Origin of the sequence: Mycolicibacterium neoaurum ATCC 25795 (assembly GCF_000691525.1) — a bacterium.
In the GTDB taxonomy this organism is placed as follows: domain Bacteria; phylum Actinomycetota; class Actinomycetes; order Mycobacteriales; family Mycobacteriaceae; genus Mycobacterium; species Mycobacterium neoaurum.
This window is the reverse complement of the sequence record NZ_JMDW01000016.1, coordinates 45,119-67,711: the sequence shown is the minus strand read 5'-3', so window position 1 is coordinate 67,711 and position 22,593 is coordinate 45,119. Positions and strand designations below refer to the sequence as shown.

19 protein-coding genes are annotated in these 22,593 nt (G+C 68.1%); 10 read left to right on the top strand and 9 right to left on the bottom strand.

Going from position 1 to position 22,593, the window contains the following annotated elements; translation table 11 throughout:
• Nucleotides 1-189: 189 nt before the first annotated feature.
• Both IC40_RS0121985 and IC40_RS0121980 read left to right on the top strand, forming a co-directional pair.
• Nucleotides 190-789: a ClpP family protease gene (locus IC40_RS0121985; protein WP_030136833.1), complete on the top strand. Its 600-nt coding sequence runs from the start codon at nt 190-192 to the stop codon at nt 787-789.
• Between the two features lie 3 nt (nt 790-792).
• Entirely contained in the window at nt 793-1,383 is a 591-nt protein-coding gene (locus IC40_RS0121980) for a ClpP family protease (RefSeq protein ID WP_030136832.1), read from the top strand.
• Here the strand turns inward: IC40_RS0121980 and IC40_RS0121975 are convergent.
• Together IC40_RS0121975 and IC40_RS0121970 are read right to left on the bottom strand one after the other, a co-directional pair.
• Nucleotides 1,380-1,706 carry a helix-turn-helix domain-containing protein gene (locus tag IC40_RS0121975; RefSeq protein WP_030136831.1) on the bottom strand — a complete coding sequence of 109 codons (327 nt, stop codon included), beginning with the start codon at nt 1,704-1,706 and terminating at the stop codon, nt 1,380-1,382. The two genes, IC40_RS0121980 and IC40_RS0121975, sit on opposite strands and share 4 nt — an antisense overlap.
• A 237-nt stretch (nt 1,707-1,943) precedes the next feature.
• The gene (locus IC40_RS0121970) at nt 1,944-2,858 is read right to left on the bottom strand and encodes a TIGR03564 family F420-dependent LLM class oxidoreductase (protein ID WP_030136830.1); all 915 of its coding nucleotides are present in this window, start codon (nt 2,856-2,858) and stop codon (nt 1,944-1,946) included.
• On the opposite strand from IC40_RS0121970, the gene IC40_RS0121965 reads away from it, so the two are divergent.
• The gene (locus IC40_RS0121965; protein ID WP_234411514.1) at nt 2,857-3,990 is read left to right on the top strand and encodes a TDT family transporter; all 1,134 of its coding nucleotides are present in this window, start codon (nt 2,857-2,859) and stop codon (nt 3,988-3,990) included. The genes IC40_RS0121970 and IC40_RS0121965 overlap by 2 nt on opposite strands.
• 195 nt (nt 3,991-4,185) lie before the next feature.
• Here IC40_RS0121965 and IC40_RS0121960 read toward each other — a convergent pair whose 3' ends face one another.
• Nucleotides 4,186-5,496, bottom strand: a complete 1,311-nt coding sequence (locus tag IC40_RS0121960; RefSeq protein ID WP_030136828.1) for an acetyl-CoA C-acetyltransferase — start codon at nt 5,494-5,496, stop codon at nt 4,186-4,188.
• A 46-nt stretch (nt 5,497-5,542) separates the two neighbouring features.
• Here IC40_RS0121960 and IC40_RS0121955 point away from each other — a divergent pair, with 46 nt between their 5' ends.
• The gene (locus IC40_RS0121955; RefSeq protein ID WP_030136827.1) at nt 5,543-6,895 is read left to right on the top strand and encodes a 3-oxoacyl-ACP reductase; all 1,353 of its coding nucleotides are present in this window, start codon (nt 5,543-5,545) and stop codon (nt 6,893-6,895) included.
• A 66-nt stretch (nt 6,896-6,961) separates the two neighbouring features.
• Entirely contained in the window at nt 6,962-7,804 is an 843-nt protein-coding gene (locus IC40_RS0121950; protein ID WP_030136826.1) for a MaoC/PaaZ C-terminal domain-containing protein, read from the top strand.
• 71 nt (nt 7,805-7,875) lie between these two features.
• Here the strand turns inward: IC40_RS0121950 and IC40_RS0121945 are convergent, their stop codons facing one another.
• Together IC40_RS0121945 and IC40_RS0121940 are read right to left on the bottom strand one after the other, a co-directional pair.
• Entirely contained in the window at nt 7,876-8,475 is a 600-nt protein-coding gene (locus IC40_RS0121945) for a TetR/AcrR family transcriptional regulator (protein WP_030136825.1), read from the bottom strand.
• A 25-nt stretch (nt 8,476-8,500) separates the two neighbouring features.
• On the bottom strand, nt 8,501-9,655 hold the full coding sequence (locus IC40_RS0121940) for a glycoside hydrolase family 3 N-terminal domain-containing protein (protein WP_030136824.1): 1,155 nt from the start codon (nt 9,653-9,655) through the stop codon (nt 8,501-8,503).
• A gap of 103 nt (nt 9,656-9,758) precedes the next feature.
• Between IC40_RS0121940 and IC40_RS27395 the strand changes: the two genes are divergently transcribed.
• Nucleotides 9,759-9,932 (top strand): DUF2613 domain-containing protein, encoded by a 174-nt coding sequence (locus tag IC40_RS27395; protein WP_019511741.1) that lies wholly within the window; start codon nt 9,759-9,761, stop codon nt 9,930-9,932.
• Nucleotides 9,910-14,130 (top strand): alpha-(1->3)-arabinofuranosyltransferase, encoded by a 4,221-nt coding sequence (locus tag IC40_RS0121930; RefSeq protein WP_191293459.1) that lies wholly within the window; start codon nt 9,910-9,912, stop codon nt 14,128-14,130. Before IC40_RS27395 ends, IC40_RS0121930 begins: the two co-directional genes overlap by 23 nt.
• Before the next feature lie 39 nt (nt 14,131-14,169).
• On the opposite strand, the gene IC40_RS0121925 is transcribed toward IC40_RS0121930, so the two are convergent.
• Both IC40_RS0121925 and IC40_RS0121920 read right to left on the bottom strand, forming a co-directional pair.
• Nucleotides 14,170-15,240 (bottom strand): PDR/VanB family oxidoreductase, encoded by a 1,071-nt coding sequence (locus tag IC40_RS0121925; protein ID WP_030136822.1) that lies wholly within the window; start codon nt 15,238-15,240, stop codon nt 14,170-14,172.
• A complete protein-coding gene (locus IC40_RS0121920; RefSeq protein WP_030136821.1) occupies nt 15,237-16,133 on the bottom strand; it encodes a metal-dependent hydrolase in 897 nt (298 codons plus the stop codon). Before IC40_RS0121920 ends, IC40_RS0121925 begins: the two co-directional genes overlap by 4 nt.
• An 86-nt stretch (nt 16,134-16,219) precedes the next feature.
• Here IC40_RS0121920 and IC40_RS0121915 point away from each other — a divergent pair, with 86 nt between their 5' ends.
• The gene (locus tag IC40_RS0121915) at nt 16,220-17,197 is read left to right on the top strand and encodes a phosphotriesterase family protein (RefSeq protein ID WP_030136820.1); all 978 of its coding nucleotides are present in this window, start codon (nt 16,220-16,222) and stop codon (nt 17,195-17,197) included.
• On the opposite strand, the gene IC40_RS0121910 is transcribed toward IC40_RS0121915, so the two are convergent.
• Nucleotides 17,191-18,291: an acyltransferase family protein gene (locus tag IC40_RS0121910; protein ID WP_234411559.1), complete on the bottom strand. Its 1,101-nt coding sequence runs from the start codon at nt 18,289-18,291 to the stop codon at nt 17,191-17,193. The genes IC40_RS0121915 and IC40_RS0121910 overlap by 7 nt on opposite strands.
• Nucleotides 18,292-18,534: 243 nt before the next feature.
• Between IC40_RS0121910 and pgfA the strand changes: the two genes are divergently transcribed.
• Both pgfA and IC40_RS0121900 read left to right on the top strand, forming a co-directional pair.
• Nucleotides 18,535-19,746, top strand: a complete 1,212-nt coding sequence (gene pgfA, locus IC40_RS0121905; protein WP_030136818.1) for a cell envelope lipid trafficking protein PgfA — start codon at nt 18,535-18,537, stop codon at nt 19,744-19,746.
• A 16-nt stretch (nt 19,747-19,762) separates the two neighbouring features.
• Nucleotides 19,763-21,373 carry an MmpA family trehalose lipid delivery protein gene (locus IC40_RS0121900; RefSeq protein ID WP_191293475.1) on the top strand — a complete coding sequence of 537 codons (1,611 nt, stop codon included), beginning with the start codon at nt 19,763-19,765 and terminating at the stop codon, nt 21,371-21,373.
• Here IC40_RS0121900 and IC40_RS0121895 read toward each other — a convergent pair.
• Nucleotides 21,357-22,529, bottom strand: coding sequence for a glycosyltransferase family 4 protein (locus IC40_RS0121895; protein ID WP_030136816.1), 1,173 nt, complete (start codon nt 22,527-22,529; stop codon nt 21,357-21,359). The two genes, IC40_RS0121900 and IC40_RS0121895, sit on opposite strands and share 17 nt — an antisense overlap.
• Nucleotides 22,530-22,593: the final 64 nt, after the last annotated feature.

Below are 22,593 nucleotides of genomic sequence, written 5' to 3'. Positions count from 1 at the left end.
GACCAAGAGCCCCCGGCGAATTCGTCGGGGGCTCTTGCGTTGTCGGGGCGGTCAGGCCGGCCACGAGCGTGCAGCCAGATCGTCGGGCGGGCGATTCGCGCGCTCTGTATGCACACTCGCAACCGTAGCTGTTCTGCTCAGAGCAGCGTGGACTGCGAAAAGGGCTCTACAGTAAGCAGAGTCACAGCCATGAATGACAAACCACCCCTGTTCGGTAGGCAACTGCGCGACGACCTGTACCGCAAACGCGTGCTCGTCCTCGACGGCGGCCTCGACGATGACAACGGCGCTGTGCTGGTGACACAACTGCTGACGCTGGCGGCCGACTCCGACGAGGACATCGCGCTGTGGATCCACTCCCCCGGCGGGTCGGTGCCCGCCATGCTGGCCATCCGCGACGTGATGCGGTTGATCCCCGCCGACGTCGCAACACTCGCTCTCGGGCTGGCCTGCAGTGCAGGGCAATTCCTGCTCTCGGCAGGCACTCCCGGTAAGCGCTTCGCACTGCCGCACGCGCGCATCCTGATGCACCAGGGCTCGGCGGGGATCGCCGGATCGGCCGTCGAGGTCGAGGTGCAGGCCGACGATCTGCGGCACACCCGCGATACCGTCCTGGGGCTCATTGCCGCCGATACCGGCCAACCGATCGACCGCATCTTCACCGACTCACTGCATGACCGGTGGTTCACCGCCGAGCAGGCCCGCGAATACGGTTTCGTCGACCACATCGTCGACGCGTTCGACCAGATCGCACCGAACCGCAAGCAGCGCATCGGGATCGGGGCCTGACAGATGAGTACCTACACCATCCCCAACGTCATCGCCCGCACTACCGGTGGTGAGCGCATCATGGACGTCTACAGCCATCTGCTCACCGAACGCATCGTCTATCTGGGCACCGCGATCGATTCCGGTGTCGCGAACGCGTTGATAGCGCAACTGCTGCATCTGGAGGCCGACAATCCCGAGCAGGAGATCGCGCTCTACATCAACTCCGAGGGCGGCGACCTGTCGGCGATGCTCGCCGTCTACGACACCATGCGCTTCATCAAGGCCCCGGTGGCCACGACGTGCGTCGGCCAGGCCGTCGCCACCGGCGCGGTGCTGCTGGCCGCGGGCGCACCGGGACGGCGTTCGGTGCTGCCACACTCGCGGGTGGTGCTGCACCAGCCTGCGGCCCAGGGCCGGGGCACCATCCCCGACCTGATCCTGCAGGCCGACGAGGTGGTGCGGACCCGCAACCAGCTGGAGATGATCCTGGCCCGGCACACCGGCCGTAGCACCGAGCAGCTACGCCACGACACCGACCGCGACCGGGTGTTCGACGCCGACGAGGCGGTGGCCTACGGGCTTGCCGACCGGGTTCTGCAGGAACGCGCCTAAGCAGCCATCCGGACGGTGCCGTCGCCCGGACGCCCCTTGGCACGGGTGAGATCGGCCGAGATCCCGCCGAGCAATCGACCCAACCCGACACCGAGCGCCCCGCACACCGCGGCGATCATCTCGCTCGACGGTTCCTTGCGGCCACGTTCCATCTCGGATAGGTACTGCGGGGACACCCCGGCGCGGGCGGCGACGTCCACCAGTCGCTCTCCCTTGGCGCGGCGGATGTCGCGCAGCCGACGACCCAGCACCTCGCGCCACAACGGCTCCGGTGTGCGGTCCGGCTCAGCGCGGTTGGGATCGAACGGGATGACCTGGCCCATGACCACATCCTCGCCACCGACACGGCGACGCGCGCGCGTGTTCACCACCGGCTGAAGACATGGGGGGCGGGTTCGGGAGGACATTCGGTTTATCAACCTGAGGGCGTCTACTCATACCTGGCGGTATCTCGCGCGGCCGGTGTTTCACCTCTTGCCCGGCTCTTTCGGATCAGTCACTCCCGAACCCGTCGTACCACCGACTGTACGCCCGTGACCAAGATCACACCATAGTGGATTTCAGGTGTTGTCGAGTGTGCGCAACAGAGCCCGGGTACGGTCCCTGACCTCGGGCGATCGGTCGAAAACGACACCGACATACTCGTCGACGCCGGCGGCGGAGAGCTCGTTGATCCTCGCGGTCACCGTGGCCTCGTCACCGATGAGCGCGGCGTCGGCGGGCCCGGCATAACCCTCGCGATCGAGCATGGCGCGGTAGGACGGGAGGTGGCCGTACATGGCGAACTGCTCGGCCGCCTGGGCCCGGGTCCCGTCGACATCGTCGGTGACGGCGACCGGCAGGGCAGCCACCACCCGAACCGGTCGTCCGTCGGCGGCTGCCCGCAGTCCGGGGCCGACATGTTCGGACAGTGTCTTGGGTCCCGTCATCCAGGTGACGGTGCCCGCGGTCCGGCGGCCCGCGATCTTCAGCAGCTGCGGGCCGAGGGCCGCGATGTACACCGGCGGAGCCGGCGCTGCGGGCACCTGCACCGCGCCCCGGGTGGTGTAGATCTCGCCGGCGGCGTCCGCCGGTTCACCGGCGAGCAGCGGCAGCAACCCGTCGAGGTACTCGTTGAGCCTGCGCACCGGACGATCCCAAGGAATCCCCCACATGCCCTCGGTGACGGCGGCATGGGTCATACCCAGCCCCAGGATGAACCGTCCCCCGGAGATCAGGCTCAGCGTCAGCGCCCGCTGCGCCAACTGCATCGGGTGCTGATTCTGGATCGGCACCACACCGGTGCCCACCTCGATGGTGTCGACCTCGCGCAGCGCCACTGCGAGCACCGTCAGCAGGTCGGGCTCGTAGGGCATCTGCGTCATCCAGATGCGACGGAACCCTTCGTCACGCAGTTGGGCGAATTCCGACACGACACCGTCGATGAGGGACGTGCCGCTCGATCCGGACAACGACCCGAGGATGCTGATCTCCATGACGCCAATCATGCCGGGTCGGTCGATCGCGGAATCTGGGACTCGGTTGGGAAACTTCGGCCCCAATTGGTTCTCCTCGGTGATGGGCACCGGGATCCTGGTCGTCGCGGGCGCCACGCTTCCGGTGCACGTACCGGGTCTGCGGGTGTTCACCGAGGTCGTCTGGGTGGCGGCCGCGGCGCTGTTGGTAACCCTGATCGTCGCGGTCAGCGTGCAGTGGTTCCGCCATCCCACGGTGGCCCGCGGACACGTCCGCAACCCGCAGATGGCGCATTTCTACGGCGCGGCCCCGATGGCGTTGATGACCGTGGGCAGCGCCACCATGCTGGTCGGTGCGGACCTCATCGGAGAACGGGTGGCCGTCGACATCAACTGGGTGTTGTGGTCGGCCGGGACGATCGGCGGGCTCTACACCGCGGTCTCGATTCCGTATCTGATGTTCACCCAGCTCAACGTCGGTCCGGACGCCGCATTCGGGGGGTGGCTGATGCCGGTGGTCCCGCCGATGGTCTCGGCGGCGGGCGGAGCGATGCTGTTGCCGCACATGGCGCCGGGTACCGGCCGAACCACGATGTTCTTCGGCTGTCTTGCCATGTTCGGACTGTCCCTGATCGCGGCACTGATCATCATCACGATGATCTGGAGCAGGTTGGCGCTGTACGGGACCTCGGGGACGGCGCGGGTGCCGACGCTGTGGATCGTCCTCGGTCCGCTCGGGCAATCGGTCACGGTGGCCGGGTTGCTGGCGACCCATGCCCATCTGGCGGTCGCGCCCGACCTGGCTGCCGGGGTCGGGATCTTCTCGATCCTGTTCGGTGTGCCGGTGTGGGGCTTCTGCGTGCTGTGGATCGCGCTGGCCACCGCCCTGACGATCCGCACCCTGCGCCGCGGGATGCCGTTCGCACTGACCTGGTGGAGCCTGACCTTCCCGGTCGGCACCTTCGTCACCGGCACCACCCAGTTGGCCATCCACACCGGACTGCCCGCCTTCGAGGTGGCGGCGGTGCTCGCTTACGGGGGGTTGCTGTGCACGTGGGCGCTGGTCGCGGTGCGGACCACCCGCGGCAGTCTGGCCGGAAGCCTGTTCGCGCCGGCCGGGGCGGGCCCGATCACGGCGTCGAAGGATCCCTAGCCGCCGAGAAAAGAAAGAAAGAGCCCCGTGTTGCCGTCGGGTCGGGGGGTCAGACGGCAACACGGAGCTATCCCATGTATCGACAGTCCTTCGGCGGGCGTTACAGCGACCGAAAAGTTTTTTCCGAAAAACTTTTCCCGGTGACCGACAGGAACCAAAACACCAGTTCATGCCGTGTATGCCCGCCCATTGGGTTCACGCCTCCAGGATGGCCGTCACGCCCTGGCCACCGGCGGCACACACCGAGATCAGGCCGCGGACCGGCTTCCCGGTCGCTCCCCCGTTTTCTTCCTTCCTCTGCCTGAGCTGTTTGGCGAGCTGAGCGACGATGCGCCCGCCGGTCGCCGCGAACGGGTGCCCTGCCGCCAGGGAGGAACCGTTGACGTTGAGCTTGGCGCGGTCGATGCTGCCCAACGCCTTGTCCAGGCCCAGCCGGTTCTTGCAGTAGTCGTCGGACTCCCAGGCGGCGAGGGTCGCCAGCACCACCGACGCGAACGCCTCGTGGATCTCGTAGAAGTCGAAATCCTGGAGGGTCAGCCCGTTGCGGGCGAGCAGTCGCGGGACCGCGTAGGTCGGCGCCATCAGCAGCCCGTCGGAGCCGTTGACGTAATCCACGGCGGCAGTCTCCCCGTCGACGAAGTACGCCAGCACCGGGATGTCGTGCGCAGCAGCCCACTCCTCCGAGGACAGCAGCGCCACCGATGCGCCGTCGGTCAGCGGGGTGGAGTTGCCGGCGGTCATGGTGGCGTCGCCGTTGCGGACCCCGAAGACGGGCTTGAGCTTCGCCAGCTTCTCGGCCGAGGAATCGGGGCGCAGGTTGTTGTCTCGGTAGACACCGAGGAACGGGGTGACCAGATCATCGAAGAACCCGCGGTCGTAGGCCGCGGCCATGTTGCGGTGGCTGGCGGCCGCCAGCTCGTCCTGGTCGACGCGCTTGATGCCCATCTGCTTGGCGGTGATCGCCGCGTGCTCGCCCATCGACAGTCCGGTGCGCGGCTCGCCGTTGGTGGGGATCTCGACGCCCAGCGCGGCAGGCAGTTTGCCGACGAGCTTCAGTCGATCGGTGGTCGACTTGGCACGGCGCAGGCTCAGCAGCACCCCGCGCAGGTCATCGCCGAAGGCGATGGGCGCATCGGAAGTGGTGTCGACACCACCGGCCGCGGCGACCTCGTAGCGGCCCATGGCGATGCCGTCGGCAGCAGCGATCGCGGACTGCAGGCCCGTGCCACATGCCTGCTGCAGGTCGAAGGCCGGTGTGTACGGCGACAGCGAGCTGCCGAGCACGCTTTCGCGCATCAGGTTGAAATCGCGGCTGTGCTTGAGCACCGCGCCGCCGATGACGGCGTCGAGCTTCTCCCCCTTGAGGTTGAAGCGGTCGGCGAGCCCGTCCAGGACGGCGGTGAACATGTCCTGGTTGGAGGCATTTGCGTAGGCGCCGTCGGAACGAACGAACGGGATCCGGTTTCCGCCGAGGACGGCGACGCGGCGAGAATTCGTGTTAGCCATATCCCAATGTTACCCACAGTTCTTACTCTGGAGTAAGTTAGTCCCCATGGCATCCGACCTGTTCTCCCAAGTGGTCAATTCCGGGCCCGGATCGTTCCTGGCCAAGCAACTCGGCGTCCCGCAGCCCGAAGAGCTGCGTCGCTACCGTCCGGGGCAGCCGCCGCTGAACGGCTCCCTGCTCATCGGTGGGTCGGGACGCGTCGTCGAACCCCTGCGCGCGGCGCTGGCCGACGACTACGACGTCGTCTCCAACAACATCGGTGGTCGCTGGGCCGACAAGTTCGGCGGCCTGGTGTTCGACGCAACCGGCATCAGTGAGCCCAAAGATCTCAAGGAGCTCTACGAGTTCTTCACCCCGGTGCTGCGCAACCTCGGCGCCTCGGGGCGGGTTGTCGTCGTCGGCACCACGCCGACCGAGACGACCGGCCCGCACGAGCAGATCGTGCAGCGTGCGCTGGAAGGGTTCACCCGCTCGCTGGGCAAGGAGCTGCAGCGCGGCGCCACCGTGTCGCTGGTCTACCTGGCTGCCGACGCCGCCCCCGGTGTGGGCGGTCTGGAATCCACCCTGCGCTTCATCCTCTCCGGCAAGTCCGCCTATGTGGACGGCCAGGTGTTCCGGGTGGGCGCCGCCGACTCGACCGCTCCCGCCGACTGGGACAAGCCCCTGGCCGGCAAGGTCGCCGTGGTGACCGGCGCCGCCCGTGGGATCGGTGCGACCATCGCCGAGGTGTTCGCCCGCGACGGTGCCGCCGTGGTGGCCGTCGACGTGCCCTCGGCTGAGGATGCGCTCAAGCAGACCGCCGAGAAGGTGGGTGGCACAGCGCTCGCACTCGATGTCACCGCCGCCGATGCGGTCGACCAGATCGTCGCCCACCTCCAGCAACATCACGGGGGCACGCTCGATGTGCTGGTGAACAACGCCGGCATCACCCGCGACAAGCTGCTGGCCAATATGGACGATTCCCGTTGGGATTCGGTGATCGCGGTGAATCTCGTTGCCCCACTGACCCTCACCGAAGGCCTGGTGGCCGCCGGTGCGCTCGCTGACGGCGGCCGGGTCATCGGGCTGTCGTCCATGGCCGGTATCGCGGGCAACCGTGGCCAGACCAACTACGCGACGACCAAGGCCGGCATGATCGGCATCGTCGACGCCTTGGCGCCGAGCCTGGCCGACAAGGGCATCACCATCAACGCCGTCGCCCCGGGGTTCATCGAGACCAAGATGACCGAGGCGATCCCGCTGGCCACCCGCGAGGTCGGTCGGCGACTGAACTCGCTTTTCCAGGGCGGCCAACCGGTGGATGTCGCTGAGGCGATCGCCTACTTCGCCAGCCCGGCGTCGAATGCCGTGACCGGCAATACGATCCGGGTCTGCGGCCAGGCCCTGCTGGGAGCGTGATGAGCGCTTGCGCGAAGAACCGAGAGCACCGATGAGCGCCTGCGCGAAGAACCGGAGGTACTGACGATGTCCCAGCCCAACGGTCTGTTGAACATGGCCCGCGCGGTCGCCGGGGCGCTACCGTTCGTCCCGCGCGCCGGCGGTCTCCCCGAGCGCACCGTGCACGTGCCGGAGTTGCGCATCGATCCGGCCAATGTGGCCGCCTACGCCGGGGTGACCGGGTTGCGCTTCGGCGATACGGTGCCGTTGACATACCCGTTCGCGCTCACCTTCCCCAGTGTCATGTCGCTCGCGACGGGTTTCGATTTCCCGTTTGCGGCAATGGGTTCGGTGCACACCGAGAACCACATCACCCAGTACCGGCCGATCTCGGTCAGCGACAGCCTGGACGTCCGGGTGCACGCGGAGAATCTGCGCGAGCATCGCAAGGGTCTGCTGGTGGACATCATCACCGAGATCAAGGTGGGCTACGACCTGGCATGGCGGCAGACCACGACCTTCCTGCACCAACAGCGCACCAGCCTGTCCGACGAGCCGCGCCCCGAGCCGCCCAAACAGCCGAAGCTGCCGCCGCCCAACGCGGTGCTGAGCATCTCGGCTGGGCAGATCCGCTCCTATGCGGCCATCGGCGGTGACCACAACCCGATTCACACCAGCACGGTGGGCGCCAAGCTGTTCGGCTTCCCGACCGCCATCGCACACGGGATGTTCAGTGCGGCTGCAGTACTGGCGAACATCGAGGGTCAGCTACCCGATGCCGTGACGTACTCGGTGCGATTCGGCAAGCCGGTGCTGCTGCCCGCGAAAGCCGGGTTGTATGTCGAGACCACCGACGGCGGCTGGGAGTTGGCCTTGCGCCACCTCTCGAAGGGGTACCCGCACCTGACCGCGACGGTCGCCGGGCTGTGAACCGACTGCGCCGAATCTGAGGACGATCGCGCGAAAGCATCGAATTCACGCCTTCGTCTTCGGATTCGGCGTCAGCCGGCCGTCGGCCTGCCCTTCAGGCCGCGCCAGAACAGGTTGATCATCAGCTCGGTCGCCTCGGCCACGTCGGCGTCCCCGGAGCTGACCCGGTCGGCGATCGCCTCACCCGCACCCACCAGCGCCACCGCCATCATGTTGAAGTCGGCATCCGGTTCCGGATTACGCGTCCCCGATTGCAGTAGCCTGCCGACCAGATCGATGATGCGCTCGCGGCCCTCCCGCACGGTATGAGCGAATGCCTGCGAGCTGGTGGCTTGGCTGTACAACACGATCCAGGACGCCCGGTTGGCGTCGATATAGCCGAGGAAAGCACGAACGGCATTGCTCAACATGTCTTTTGGGCTCAGCGTGAAGTCGATCTTGCCACGCACCTCGTCGACGAACCGGTTCAGCTCGCGGTCCAGGCACGCCCCGAACAGGTCCTCTTTGGACCCGTAGTAGAGATAGAGCATCGGCTTGGAGATCTGCGCCTCGGCCGCGATGGCATCCATCGACGTCTCGTGATAGCCGTTGATGGAGAACATCTGCACCGCGGCGTCGAGCATCTGCTGCTCGCGCACCGCGCGCGGCAATCGCTTCGTTCCTCCGGCCATCGGAACAGATTACGGCCGAATGGGCCTAGCAGTTGGGATTGGGGCCCTTGGATGCCGCCACCCGCCGCAGCGAATCGTCCACCTTCGCCTGCGACAGCTCACCCGAGGCGACGGCCTGTTCGAGGCGGTCCAGCACCGCGGGAACCTCGGCGGTGGTGATCCACAGGGCGATATCCGCACCCGCCTGCAGCGATTTCAACACCGCCTCGGCGACACCGTACTGCTGGTTGATCGCCGCCATACTCGACAGATCGTCGGTGAAGACCACACCGCCGAAACCGAATTCGTTGCGCAACAGGCCATAGGCCGCAGGGCTCAGGCTGGCCTGCTCACCGCCGGTCAGCCCGGGCACCTGCATGTGACCGACCATCACCGCCACCGGTGGTTGGTTGACCAGGGTGCGGTAGGGCACCAGATCGCTGGCCTGCAATTCGGCCAACGGCGGGGTCGACACCGCGCCGGTATGGGAATCACCCGCCGCGCGACCGTGCCCGGGGAAATGCTTGAGCACCGGCAGCACGCCGGCGTCGCGCAAACCGCGGGCGTAGGCGCCGGCGTAGGCGGTCACCGTCTCGGGATCGTCGCCGAACGACCGATCGCCGATCGCGGCGCTCTCCTGCGTCAGATCGACCACCGGCGCGAAATCGACGGTGATGCCCAGTCCACGCATTGCCCGGCCACGTTCCAGCGCGATGCCGTACACCTCGTCGGGAGTCTTGGTCTCGGCGAGCACCCGGGCCGGCGGCTGGCTGCCGATCAGACCGGACAACCGCGAAACCCGGCCACCCTCCTCGTCGACGCTCACCCCGAGCGGCAGGGCCGTCGCCGACGCCGCGATCTGTGCGAGCGGCGCACCGAGCATGGACTTGTCGGTCCAGCTGCCGATCATGATGCCGCCGACCTTGTGATCGGTCACCGCGGCCTGCGCGTCGGCGGCGTTGCTCACACCCACCATCAACAGCTGGGCCAACTTGTCGCGGGTGGACAGCGAGGCGATATCACCGCACACCTGCGGACCAGGCGCGGCCGGCAACGGCCTATCCAGCGAGGCATTGGTCGGTGTCGCGGCGCTGCTCTGCGGCTCGGGCGCCGTGGCGGTGTCCTGCGTGGCGGCCGGCGCGCAGGCCATCAGCAGCGCGGACAATGCGGTCAGGGCACCCAGGGTGCGTGACGTCGACATGGGTCCCCACAGTAACGGGGTGCCGCAATCCGGGGGCCCTGGCGGCCGGAACGCCGCTTCAGGCAGCACTCGACCGCTCGTTGCGGCGTGCTAGGTTGGCCGCATGGATCGGTTCGTCGTGCCCGCCGCTGCCAGCCTGGTGGTCGGCCTTCTCCTCGGCGCGGCCGCCATCTTCGGCGTGACCCTGATGGTCCAGCAGGACACCAAGCCCCCCGTGCAGTCCGGGGATCCGGCGTCGTCGGTGCTCAACCGCGTTGAATACGGCGACCGGGCCTAGCCCGGGCGCGCCCCTCGCCGACACAGCACTATCGCGGCGGTGGCTATGGCTGGTCGGAACGCTCTTCCTGGTTCTGACCTTCCTGCAGTCCCCCGGACGTATCGCGCCGGACACCAAACTCGATCTCACCGCCAACCCGCTGCGTTTCCTGGCCCGGGCCGGCGATCTGTGGAACAGCGAACTGCCGTTCGGACAGGCGCAGAACCAGGCCTACGGCTACCTGTTCCCGCACGGTGCGTTCTTCCTGGCCGGTGACGTCCTCGGCGTCCCCGGCTGGGTGACCCAGCGCTTGTGGTGGGCGTTGCTGCTGACGGTCGGATTCTGGGGTCTGCTGCGCGTTGCGGAGGCGCTCGGTATCGGCACGACCACCGCACGTGTCGTCGCTGCGGGCGCATTCGCCCTCTCTCCCCGGGTGCTGACGACCCTGGGCGCGATCTCCTCGGAGACGCTGCCGATGATGCTGGCTCCCTGGGTACTGCTGCCGGTGATCTACGTGCTGCGCGGCGATCCGCGGGTCCGATTGCTGGCGGCTCGCTCCGCGGCTGCCGTCGCCATGATGGGGGCGGTCAACGCCGTCGCGACGCTCACCGGGTGCCTGGCCGCCATCATCTGGTGGGCTGCGCACAAACCCAACCGACACTGGTGGCGATTCACCGGGTGGTGGTTGGGTTGCACCGTCCTCGCGGTCACCTGGTGGGCGGTCGCGCTGGTGCTGCTGGGCCGCATCAGCCCGCCCTTCCTGGATTACATCGAATCCTCGGGGGTGACGACGCGATGGTTGTCGCTGACCGAGATGCTGCGCGGTACCGACAGTTGGACCCCGTTCGTCGCGCCGACGGCGACGGCCGGTTCGCCGCTGGTGACCGGATCGGTCGCGGTGCTCGCCACCACGTTGGTCGCGGCCGCCGGGCTGGCCGGACTGGCGATGCGCAGCATGCCGTCCCGCGGCCGGCTGATCCTCATCCTCTTCGTCGGTGTCACTGCACTCGCCGTGGGCTATTCCGGTGGGCTGGGATCACCGATCGCCGCTGGCGTGCAACTGTTCCTCGATGCCGACGGCACCCCGTTGCGCAACGTGCACAAGCTGGAACCACTGCTGCGGTTGCCGATCGCCCTTGGCCTTGCGCACCTGCTGGGCCGGATCCCGCTGCCGGGCAGTGTGTCCCGCCGCGGCTGGGTCGACGCCTTCGCCCACCCGGAGCGTGATCGACGGGTCGCGGTGGGCATCGTGATCCTGACCGCACTGGCGGCGGGCACCTCTTTGGCCTGGACCGGCAGGCTGACACCGCCGGGAAGCTTCGAGGCGATCCCGGCGCACTGGCATGACACCGCGGCATGGCTGGATGAGCACAACACCGACGGGGGCCGGGTCCTGGTCGCGCCGGGTGCTCCGTTCGCCACCCAGGTGTGGGGCAACAGCCATGACGAACCGCTGCAGGTGCTCGGCCACAGTCCGTGGGGAGTGCGCGATTCCATCCCCCTCACGCCGCCGGAGACCATCCGCGCCCTGGATTCGGTACAGCGGCTCTTCGCGGCCGGAAGACCGTCAGCGGGATTGGCCGATATCCTTGCCCAGCAGGACATCTCGTTCGTCGTCGTCCGCAACGACCTGGACCCGGAGACCTCGCGCTCGGCCCGTCCGTTGCTGGTACATCGGGTGATGGACAACTCCCCCGGACTGACCAGGGTCGCCGAGTTCGGTGACCCCGTCGGCCCCGGCACCCTGGACGGGTTCGTCAGCGACAGCGGTTTGCGCCCGCGCTATCCGGCGGTCGAGGTCTACCGTGTCGATGGCGCCCGCCCAGGTCCGTATCTTGCCGATGCCGACGCGCTCGCGCGCGTCGACGGTGGCCCGGAAGCACTGCTGCGTATCGCCGAACGCCGCCGGTTGGCCGGTCGGCAGCCGCTCGGGCCGATGCTGCTGACCGCCGATGCCCAACGCGCGGGCCTGCCCACCCCGCTGGTCACCGTCACCGATACCCCGGTGGCCCGTGAGACCGACTACGGGCGGGTGGACAACCACTCCTCGGAGATGCGTGCCGCAGGCGATCTGCGGCACACCTTCAACCGGGTGATGGATTACCCCGCGGGCACCGACCCGTTGTACGCACGCTGGGAGGGCGGTCGGCTCAGCGTCTCCAGTTCCGCCGCGGATTCCACTGCGCTGCCCGATGTCTCGCCCGCCGCGGGCCCGGCTGCGGCAATCGACGCGGATTCCTCGACCAGCTGGGTGTCCAGTTCCCTGCAGAGTGCGGTGGGCCAGTGGATGCAGATCGATTTCGACAACCCGGTCACCAATGCCGCGATCACGATCACACCCAGCGCCACCGCCGTCGGCGCGCAGGTCCGCCGCATCGAGGTGTCCACCGTCAACGGCAGCACCACCCTTCGCTTCGATCAGCCGGGCAAGCCGCTTGCCGCCGCCCTACCGTTCGGCGAGACACCCTGGGTACGGATCACCGCCGTCGGCACCGACGACGGCTCACCGGGTGTCCAGTTCGGCATCACCGACCTGACCGTGACCCAGTACGACGCATCGGGTTTCGCGCATCAGATACCGCTTCGGCGAACCCTCGACGTGCCCGGTCCGCCCCCGGGAGCCGCGGTGGCCCAATGGGATCTGGGCTCGGAGCTGTTGGGCAGGCCCGGCTGCGCGGACGGCCCCGAAGCGGTGCATTGCGCCGCGACCATGGGCCTGTCACCCGAGGAACCGGTCAATCTCAGCCGTACCCTGACCATCCCGACCGACACCGAAGCCACCCCGACGGTGTGGGTGCGGGCCCGGCAGGGGCCGCGGTTGGCCGATCTCATCCATCAGCCGGGAACCACGAGGGCCTCGGGCGAATCCGATCTGATCGATGTTCTCGGCTCCGCCTACGCCGCGACCGACGGTGATCCGCGCACGTCCTGGACCGCGCCCCAGAACGGTGTCGCACTCCGCAAACCGGCGACCCTGACCGTATCGCTGCCCCGTCGCACCGAAGTCGCGGCGCTGACCCTCACCCCGAGTCGGGCCGATGTGCCTGCCCATCCCACCCTGGTCGCGGTCGATCTCGGTGCCGGACCCCAACTGCGCCGGCTGACCGGTGACGGACCCCAGACCATCGACCTCACACCCACGGTGACCGACACCGTGACGCTGTCGATACTGGACTGGCGCGATGTCATCGACCGCACGGCATTGGGATTCGATCAGCTCAAGCCGCCGGGGCTGGCCGAGGTGCAGGTGCGCGATTTGGCGGGCCGACCGATCGCCGCGGCCGATCCGGCCGACCGCGACAGGCCCATCGAGGTCCCGTGCGGACGCGGACCGATCATCGGCGTGGCCGGGCAGTTCGTCCAGACCTCGGTGCGCACCACCGTCGGCGCGCTGCTCGACGATGAACCCATAGCCGCCACGCCATGTCGAACGGGCTCCATCTCATTGCCCGAGGGTCAGCAGGAACTGGTGATCAGTGCCGGTGAGACATTCGTGGTGGACGGCATCGTACTGAGCACCCCTCGTGCCGCCGAAGTCCTTCCTGCGCAGGTGGTTCCGGTTGACATCGAGACCTGGTCCGCTGATCATCGCGAGGTTCAGGTGCCGCCCGCGGACCGAGACCGGATCATCGTGGTCCCCGAGAGCCGCAATCCCGGCTGGGTCGCTCACACCGAGGACGGGACCGCGCTGCGTGCGATCACCGTCAACGGATGGCAACAGGGGTGGATCGTCCCGGCGGGCGCGCAGGGCACGGTGAACATGACCTTCCCGTCGAACCTGACCTACCGGATCGGGCTGTTTGGCGGGCTGGCCCTGTTGCCGATACTGGCACTGCTTGCCCTGTTGCCGAGCCGGCGATCGGTTGCCGCCCAGCCCGTTTCGACCTGGCAGCCCCGGCCGGCGATCCTGATGGCGGCCGCGATCGGGGCGGGCACGCTGATCAGTGGTGTCGCCGGCGCGGTCGTGGTCGCCGTGGCGATCGGCGTGCGCTATCTGCTCGCCCGGCGGACCGAGCTGGCCGAGAAGGTGACCGTCGGATTCACCGCTGGTGGCCTCATCGCGGCGGGGGCGGTGCTGTCGCGCAATCCGTGGCGCTCGGTCGACGGGTACGTCGGCCACTCCGCAGGCGTGCAGCTACTGGCGCTGATCTCGGTGGCGGCGTTGGCCGCATCCACCGTGACGTTCCACCGCGGGCCCGGACGCGACGCCACGGGCTGATCACCCACGTCGAGGCCTGCTCCGGCGACAGGTGAGCCCTCAGAGATCGAGTACCAGGCGCCCGTTCGCCGAACGAGATACGCAGGCCAGCAGAGAATTCTCCCGCTCGGCGTCGGTGAGCCGTGCATCGCGGTGTTCCGGTGTTCCGGAGAGCACCCCCACCCGGCAGGTCCCGCAGAAGCCCTGCCTGCAGGAGTACGCGACATCGGGCCGCACCCGCACGAGCGCGTCGAGCAGCGACTCATCGGCGGCAACGGTGGCAACCTCACCGGTGCTGGCGATCTCTATCTCGAATGCGGTGCCATCGGTGACCGGCGGCGCGCTGAAACGTTCGAAATGCAGTGCCGAGGCAGGGGATCGGTCGAAGTTGCCGCGCACCGCCTCGATCATGGGCGGCGGGCCGCAGACGTAGACCGCACCACCGGGCGCGGCGTGCCACAGCAGGTCCGACGGCGTGGGAATCCCGTGTTCCTCGTCCAGTCGGACGGTGACCCGGTCCGGATCCCATTGCCATATCTCGTCGAGGAAAGGGATGGTATCGGCGTTACGACCGCAGTACACGAAATGCCAGTCGGTGCCCAGCCGTTGGGCCGCACGCACCATCGGCAGAATCGGCGTGATGCCGATACCACCGGCGATGTAGAGCGCCCGCTCGTACGGGATGAACGGGAAGCCGTTACGCGGACCGCGGACCGTGACCGTGTCACCGATACGCAGACCGTGCATCTCCAGCGATCCCCCGCCACCGCTGGGGATCTTGCGCACGGCGATACGGTAACGGTCCCGATCCTGCGGATCCCCGCACAGCGAGTATTGCCTGCGGCGCCCCGACGGCAGATGGAGGTCGAGATGACTCCCCGGCTGCCAGCCCGGCAGATCGCCGCCGTCCGGCGCGGAAAAGGTCAACGCCACAACGTCCTTGTCGTGCGCGACGATCTCCCGCCCGCGCAGTTGCAGCGTCATCGGATCGTGCGGGGTCCGATCGGCCCGCTCATCGGCATAATCGGCCTTGACCACCCGGTTCAACCAGAACCGATCCAGCAGGGTGACCACCAGATTGGTCGCCCTGTCATCGATCGGTGAACCCAGCGGCGGAGCGGTGCGCTTCACTTGACGGCGGCGCGCGCGGCGGGCGAAGAGGCCAGATAAGCCACCGCCTGTGCGGTGTCGCCGACATCACCGGGGTGATATCGCGGCGAGAAGTACTGCAGCCCACGCCATGTGGTGTGCATGACCGACGGTGTGACACCGCGTCGCCCGGATCGGATCAATCCGCGCCAGATCGCCTTGCGCTTGCGCGCCGGCATCTTCAGGTTCGGGTCGACCCGCATCAGGTAGCGGGTGGCCTGCCACAACAAATACAGCAGCATCGGTCCGGCGACGACCTGCGCCCAGGCCCGGCGGGCGTAGTTGTGATCGAAGTAGCGCAGCACGTCATGGGACACCATGCGGTGCTCCACTTCCTCGGCGCCGTGCCAGCGCAACAGGTCGACGATCGTGGGGTCGGCGGTCTCGGCGTTGAGGCGCTCGGCGTTGAGCACCCAATCGCCGAGGAAGGAGAAGATGTGCTCCAAGGCGGCCATCACGGCCAGCCGCTCGACCATGTAATTGTGCGCCTTGGCGCCCTTGGCGGCACGCGGCCCCAACAGGCTGCCGAAGACCCAATTGGCGCGATCGATCACCGGAGTCGGGTCGATACCGTGTCGCTCCAGATATTCGTAGATGCCGGAGTGGGCGGTGGCGTGCATCGCCTCCTGCCCCATGAAGCCGATGACATCCTCGCGCAGCTTCTCGTCGTGGATCTGTGGCAGCGCTTCCTTGAGAAGCTCGATGAACCATTCCTCGCCGGCGGGCAGCAGCAGGCTCAACCCGTTGTAGAGGTGGCTGGCGTAGGGGTCGTCATAGACGCACTGCGCGGGCACGGCGCTCAGATCGAACTGCACCGCGCGCGCGTGTAGCGCGATCTGACCGCTGTCCGGGGTATCGGTGTCCAACAGCTCCATTGGCGAAACGGTACCCCTGGTACCGGGTAGATGTCGATACGCGTGATCGGGCACGGGCATCGCGCCGGCCTCCTAGCATCGGCGAGGTGTCCAAGCTGAATACCGCACGCGGGCCCATCGAAACCTCCGGACTCGGCGTGACGCTCATGCACGAGCACGTTTTCATCATGACCACCGAGATCACCGAGAACTACCCACAGGCCTGGGGCGATGAGGCGCAACGCGAGCAGGACGCGATCGCTCGGCTCAACGAACTCAAGGCGCGCGGTGTGGACACCGTCGTCGACCTCACCGTCATCGGGCTGGGACGCTATATCCCCAGGATCGCCCGCATCGCCGCCGCCACCGAGATCAACATCGTCGTCGCCACCGGTCTGTACACCTACAACGACGTACCGTTCCGGTTCCACTTCCAGGGACCAGGCACCATGCTCGACGGACCCGAGATCATGACCGAGATGTTCGTCGGTGACATCACCACCGGGATCGCCGATACCGGGGTCAAGGCAGCCATCCTCAAATGCGCCACCGACGAGCCGGGCGTGACTCCCGGCGTGGAACGGGTGCTACGCGCGGTAGCCGCGGCACACCGCGAAACCGGTGTCCCGATCTCGACACACACCCATGCCGGCACCCGGCGCGGTCTGGAGCAGCAGCGCATCTTCGCCGAAGAGGGTGTGGACCTGAGCCGGGTGATCATCGGGCACTCCGGGGACACCACCGATCTGGCCTATCTGGAGGAGCTCATCGCCGACGGCTCCTACCTGGGTATGGATCGCTTCGGGGTGGATTCGATCCTGCCGTTCGAGGAGCGGGTCGACACCGTGGCGCAGATGTGCGAACGCGGGCACGCCGAGAAGATGGTGCTGTCCCATGACGCGTCGTGCTATTTCGACGCACTACCCGAGGACACCGTGTCCGCGCTGCTACCGAACTGGCACTACCTGCACATCCACAATGACGTGATTCCGGCGCTGAAGCAGCGCGGTGTCACCGACGATCAGCTGCACACCATGCTTGTCGACAATCCGCGCCGGATCTTCGACCACGGCGGCGGCTACTGAACGCCTGCGTCGGATATCGCGCTGTCCAGCGGGGCCGCCCGATGATGCCGGTTCTCCCACCGTCGCAACGCCTCCCGGCACGGTGACTCCACCAGTGCATAGCTGACCGCCGCGATGGCGAATCCGAAGATCAACGTCAGCACCAGCACCACCGGCATGTGTCCGTTGAACGGAAAGTAACCCATGATCGGGAAGACCATCGCCAACGCGGCCAGATGCCAGACGAACAATCCGTAGGACCACCGGCCCAGCGTCACCATCACCGCGCTGCCCAGAATCCGGTGCTCGGTGTCGGGTGCATCGAGCACCAACGGGGCCAGCAGCGCGCCGGCCACGATCGCGCCCATACTGATCTTGACGACGAACTGTCCCACGGTGCCCGGCGTGAGGCCCTCGGGACCGGCCAGCGGGGAGGCGGCCACGACGAATGCCACCGCGGCGATACCCGCCATCACCCACGGCCTGCGGGCCAATCGATGCAGCCACCCCACCGGGCTCACCGAGAGTTCGGCCAGCACGATGCCCGCCGCGAACCAGGAGAAGAACGCCGGCGGCCAGTTCAGAGGATTGACACCATAGGGCGGATCGAACGGGATCAGCCCCCACGCGAGACTCGCGGCGGCGACGCCGAGCACCGCCGGGACTCGCGCCGACACCGGGAGCCGCCGGGCCAGCATCGCCAGGAACGGCAGGGCCAGATAGAAGCTCACCTCGACCGCAAGGCTCCACATCTGGGTCAACCCCGAGGTGAGTGTCAGTGGGACGTAGATCTGGGTGAGCGTCAGGTTCGCCAGCCAGACTGTCAGGTTGGCGTTCGTGTCCGGCATCAGGGTGAGGATGACGATGACGGCCACCAGATAGCCCGGCATGATGCGCACCAACCGGGAGCGCAGATAGTGTCCCGTGGGCGGACGGTGGCGTAGTCCCCGTGCCGCGGCGGCGTGTCCGCGCCACAGCAGGAAACCCGACAGCGCGAAGAACACGGCGACGGCCAGATCGAAGCGGCCGAGCAGTCGACCCGACACCCCGCCGGTGTGCCCGGTCTGGAACGCGACATGGGTGATGACGACGCCGATGGCCGCGCAGGCTCGCATGCCCTCGACGGCGGGCAGGAAGCTACGGGTGCCACCGGAGGTCGACGGCCGGCCGGCTGGTGCGGGATCACCGCCGATCGCCGTCGATCGCTGGGCAGTCATGATGTCAGTGTGCCGCCACCGGGCGCCGACCTCACAACGACACCGTTGATAGGCACCGGTGAACGGCATCCGTGAAGGTCGTCATGAACATCGCACTTACCCTGTGCTGTTAGGGTCGTCCGTGACCGAAGGGAGCTTGGGTTGAACCGAGCAGTGGCCCTGCGCTTTGCCGCATGTGGACTTCTTGGGCTGGGCGCTGCCCTGCTCATAGCGGCATTGCTGCTGTCCACCTACACCCACGGCAAGATCGCCAAGATTCCGCTGAATCTGGACGCCGACCTCGTCAGCGAGGGTACGGCCACGGCGCTGGATCCGGCGTCGCTGTCCTCACCGGAACGATTCGTGATCAACCAGGACGTGCCGGTCGCGCTGCAGCAGCAGCTGTCGGTCGAGGCTCCGGCCAACGCCGACGTCGTGACCCTGCAGGTCGGTAGCTCGCTGCGCCGCACCGATCAGCAGCAGGACAAGGGTCTGCTGCTGGCGATGGTCGACACCGTGACGCTGGATCGCACCACCGCCGAAGCGGTCTCCAGCGACACCAACCCGGGCGGCGCGGTACAGAAGCCGCGCACCATCGAAGACGATGCGCCGCCCACCAACATCGCACTGCCGCACGAGGGGTTGTCCTATCGCTTCCCGTTCGGCACCGAGAAGAAGACCTACCCCTACTTCGATCCGATCGCGCAGAAGGCCTTCGACGCCAACTACGACGGCGAAGAAGATGTCAACGGGCTGACCACCTACCGGTTCACCCAGAACATCGGCTATGACGCCGACGGCAAGCTCGCCGATCCGCTCAAGTACTCCTCGCTCTACGACAACGACGAGGACTCCGAGGTGACTGCGCGGGCATCCCTGTGGGGCGTCGAGGCCGAGAATCCCGAAGACCCGATCACAATGAACCGCTATTACGCGGCCAAGCGGACCTTCTGGGTCGACCCGATCACCGGCACGATCGTCCGCGCCGAAGATCACGGCTTCCACTACTACTCGCGCGACGCGCTGCGGCCCGAGGTGACCTTCGCCGAGTTCGACGTGACCTCCACCGAGAAGACCGTGGAGTCACAGGTCGCGGCCGCCCGCGACGAGGCCGATCACCTGGCGCTGTGGACCCGGATCCTGCCGATCACCTTCACCGCGCTCGGCCTGGTGACCCTGGTGGGCGGAGCGTTGTTGGGATCGTTCGCGCTGCGCGCCGAGTCGACGCTGATCGACCCGGGCCTGGACGGCTCGGACCGCGGGTTCTTCGGACGCCGTGATGACGAGTCCGGGCCCATGCCCGCGGCCGAGGCGCAGACCGAGAAGATCCCGACTCGGCGGCCTACCGACCTGCCGCCGGACCGACCGGTCTGACGCGGACACTCCGGACATTTCGGACACCGCACCCCACTTCGCCCGTCACCGCCGGTGGGTTGCGCCGGTCTACTCGCTGGCGCTCAGTCTGGTCGTCACCGGTCCCCTGTTGGGTCCCGGATATCTGCTGCTGCGTGATGCCGTCTCGACACCTCGGTCATATCTGACCGATGCAGCCCTCGGCCTCACCGATGCCGCGCCGCGGGCCCTGCCGCAGGATTTCGCGATCGCGTTGGCCTCGCATGTGCTGGACGGCGGAATCGTCGTCAAGGTGCTGCTTGTCCTCGGGTTGACGCTCGCCGGCTGGGGATCGGCGCGCCTGGTCGCCCAGATTCTGCCCGATATCGCAATCGGCGGCAGGCTCGTGGCGGCAACGCTCGCGATCTGGAATCCGTATGTCGCCGAGCGTCTCCTGCAGGGTCACTGGAGCCTGCTGGTCGGATATGGCTGCCTGCCCTGGGTGGCGGCCGCCACGCTGGCGCACCGACGCTGGGCGCTGGCGTTCTGGATTGCGCTCGCCGGCCTGACCCCCACCGGGGTGCTGCTGGCCGCGGTGACGGCCTTGGCGTGTGCCCGCCGCTGGGGCACGGCCGCCGCGGCGCTGGCCGCGACCGTGGCGACCGCCCTGCCGTGGCTGGTGGCCACGGTGGTCTCGGCGTCGTTGAGCTCGACGGCGGGGGCCGGGGTTGACGCGTTCGCCGCCCGCGCCGAGCCGGGGCTCGGCACCCTCGGCAGCCTGGCCGGGCTGGCCGGGATCTGGAATGCCCAGGCGGTACCCGATTCGCGGACAACAGTTTTCGCGGTTGTCGCGACGTTGGTCCTGGTGGCTGTGGTCGCCGTCGGCGCGCCGGCGGCGGCGGCATCGCCGGTCGCCCGCCCACTGCTGGTGCTGGCGGCGGTGGCCGTGCTGGTGCCCGCGGCGTTGGCCACCGGCCCCGGACAGGCGGCGCTGGCCTGGGCGTCCGGTCAGCTGCCCGGCCTCGGCGTGCTGCGCGACGGGCAGAAGTGGGTGGCGTTGGCGTTGCCCGGCTACGTGCTGGCGGCCGCGGGTGTGGCGCGGCTCGGCCGGTCGGTTGCCGTGGTGTGCGGGGTGGCCCTGATCGCGGTGCTGCCGGATCTCGCCTGGGGGGTCGGCGGTCAGCTGCGCGCGGTGCACTATCCGCAGGCGTGGCCCGCGGTGGCCGCACTGATCAATGCCGATCCCCGGCCGGTGGCGGTGCTACCCCCGGACAGTATGCGGCAGTTCGACTGGGCAGGCCCCGCGCCGGTGTTGGATCCCCTGCCGCGCTGGGTGTCCGCCGATGTCCTGGTCAGTGGTGATCTGCTGATCGGCGGCCAGATCATCCCCGGGGAGGGGGCGCACGGACGCGCGGTCACCCAGATGTTGCTCGACGGGGCGCCACAGCGAGAGCTTGCCGACGCCGGCGTGGGCTGGGTGGTCGCCGAGGGTCTGGGCACCCCGCTGGACCTGCCGGTGGTCTACCGCGATGCAGATCTGACCCTGTACGAGGTGGGCGGCGCTACACCGCCCGCCGACGGGCGCGGTCTGCTGATCGGTGCGCACCTGGTGTGGTTGACGACCTTGTTCGGTGCCGGGGTGGCCGCAGTGCTCAGACGACGCCGCTGACGCGGCGGCCGCCGGCGACCTCCTGGAGCACCGTGCGCATGGAGTCGGCGCTGAGCGCCCAGGAGAACTCCGCGCTGCGGATGCGCGCCTTGGCCCCGAGTTCCTCGCGCAGCACCCGATCGGAGAGCAGCCTGCGCAGGCCGTCGGCCAATTCGTCGGGCCCGTCGACCAACAGACCGGTCACCCCGTCGACGATCGAGTCGGTGAGCCCGCCTGAGGCGCGGTAGCCGATGGTCGGCACCCCATGCTGAGCGGCCTCGATGACCGCCAGTCCCCAGCCCTCTTTGCGCGAGGGCATCAGGTGCACCCAACACTGCTGCACCACGGCATGTTTGGCGGCGTCATCGATATGCCCGTGGAAGGTGACGTGATCGGTGATGCCGAGCGCGGCGGCGTGTTCGACCAACCGTTGCTTCCACCAGCCACCGCCGACGATGTCCAGGTGCAGATCCGGGATATCGGTGCGCAGCGCGGCAACGGCGTCGAGCGCATCCTCGATCTGCTTGTGCGGCACCAACCGGGACAGCACCGCGACCCGCGGTGTCACCGATCGTGGCGCGCTGAGGGTGGCCGCGGGCGCCTCGTCGAGCCCGTTGCGCACCACCGCGATCCGATCCGGCGTGACACCGAGCTCGGTGAGTTCGCGCGCCGAGGGCAACGACACCGTGACGTACTGATTGCGTCGGTGCAGCCGCGGCGACAACCGGGATTCGACGAACCAACCGAATCGACCGGTCCGCTCGCCGGCCACCGGCCACTGCTCGCGGTGGCAATGGTGCACCAACAGCACCGAGCGTTTCCCATAGGCCAGCCTGGCCAGGAACGGAATACCGTTCTGGGTGTCGACGACCACATCGGGACGGGCCCGGCGCAACGGCCCGACACCGATCCGTGCCGCGACCATCGACAGCCCGGCCCATACGTACACCGAATAGGGACCTCCACCGCGGCTGACGGTGACGCCGTCGATCACGTCACGGCGCGCCGCGCCGGGGTAGCGCGCGGTGCGCAGGGTGACCTCGATACCGGCGGCGGCCAGCTGGCTGCCGATGCGCTGCAGGTAGGCCTCGCTGCCACCGCCCTGCGGGTGGCCGGTATCGCGCCAGCACAGCAGCAGGACGCGCTGCACGGGGGCGGGTGCCGAGCCTGAAGTCATAACTCGGCCAGCCTAGCCTGCGCACCGGTGAGGTCGATCCTGCGAGAAGACCGTGGCCAGGCCC

Coding starts and splice junctions, on each gene's coding strand:
- IC40_RS0121985 (WP_030136833.1), top strand. CDS start 190: ATGAATGACAAACCACCCCTGTTCGGTAGGCAACTGCGCGACGACCTG.
- IC40_RS0121980 (WP_030136832.1), top strand. CDS start 793: ATGAGTACCTACACCATCCCCAACGTCATCGCCCGCACTACCGGTGGT.
- IC40_RS0121975 (WP_030136831.1), bottom strand. CDS start 1,706: ATGGGCCAGGTCATCCCGTTCGATCCCAACCGCGCTGAGCCGGACCGC.
- IC40_RS0121965 (WP_234411514.1), top strand. CDS start 2,857: ATGACGCCAATCATGCCGGGTCGGTCGATCGCGGAATCTGGGACTCGG.
- IC40_RS0121970 (WP_030136830.1), bottom strand. CDS start 2,858: ATGGAGATCAGCATCCTCGGGTCGTTGTCCGGATCGAGCGGCACGTCC.
- IC40_RS0121960 (WP_030136828.1), bottom strand. CDS start 5,496: ATGGCTAACACGAATTCTCGCCGCGTCGCCGTCCTCGGCGGAAACCGG.
- IC40_RS0121955 (WP_030136827.1), top strand. CDS start 5,543: ATGGCATCCGACCTGTTCTCCCAAGTGGTCAATTCCGGGCCCGGATCG.
- IC40_RS0121950 (WP_030136826.1), top strand. CDS start 6,962: ATGTCCCAGCCCAACGGTCTGTTGAACATGGCCCGCGCGGTCGCCGGG.
- IC40_RS0121945 (WP_030136825.1), bottom strand. CDS start 8,475: ATGGCCGGAGGAACGAAGCGATTGCCGCGCGCGGTGCGCGAGCAGCAG.
- IC40_RS0121940 (WP_030136824.1), bottom strand. CDS start 9,655: ATGTCGACGTCACGCACCCTGGGTGCCCTGACCGCATTGTCCGCGCTG.
- IC40_RS27395 (WP_019511741.1), top strand. CDS start 9,759: ATGGATCGGTTCGTCGTGCCCGCCGCTGCCAGCCTGGTGGTCGGCCTT.
- IC40_RS0121920 (WP_030136821.1), bottom strand. CDS start 16,133: ATGGAGCTGTTGGACACCGATACCCCGGACAGCGGTCAGATCGCGCTA.
- IC40_RS0121910 (WP_234411559.1), bottom strand. CDS start 18,291: ATGCGAGCCTGCGCGGCCATCGGCGTCGTCATCACCCATGTCGCGTTC.
- IC40_RS0121895 (WP_030136816.1), bottom strand. CDS start 22,529: ATGACTTCAGGCTCGGCACCCGCCCCCGTGCAGCGCGTCCTGCTGCTG.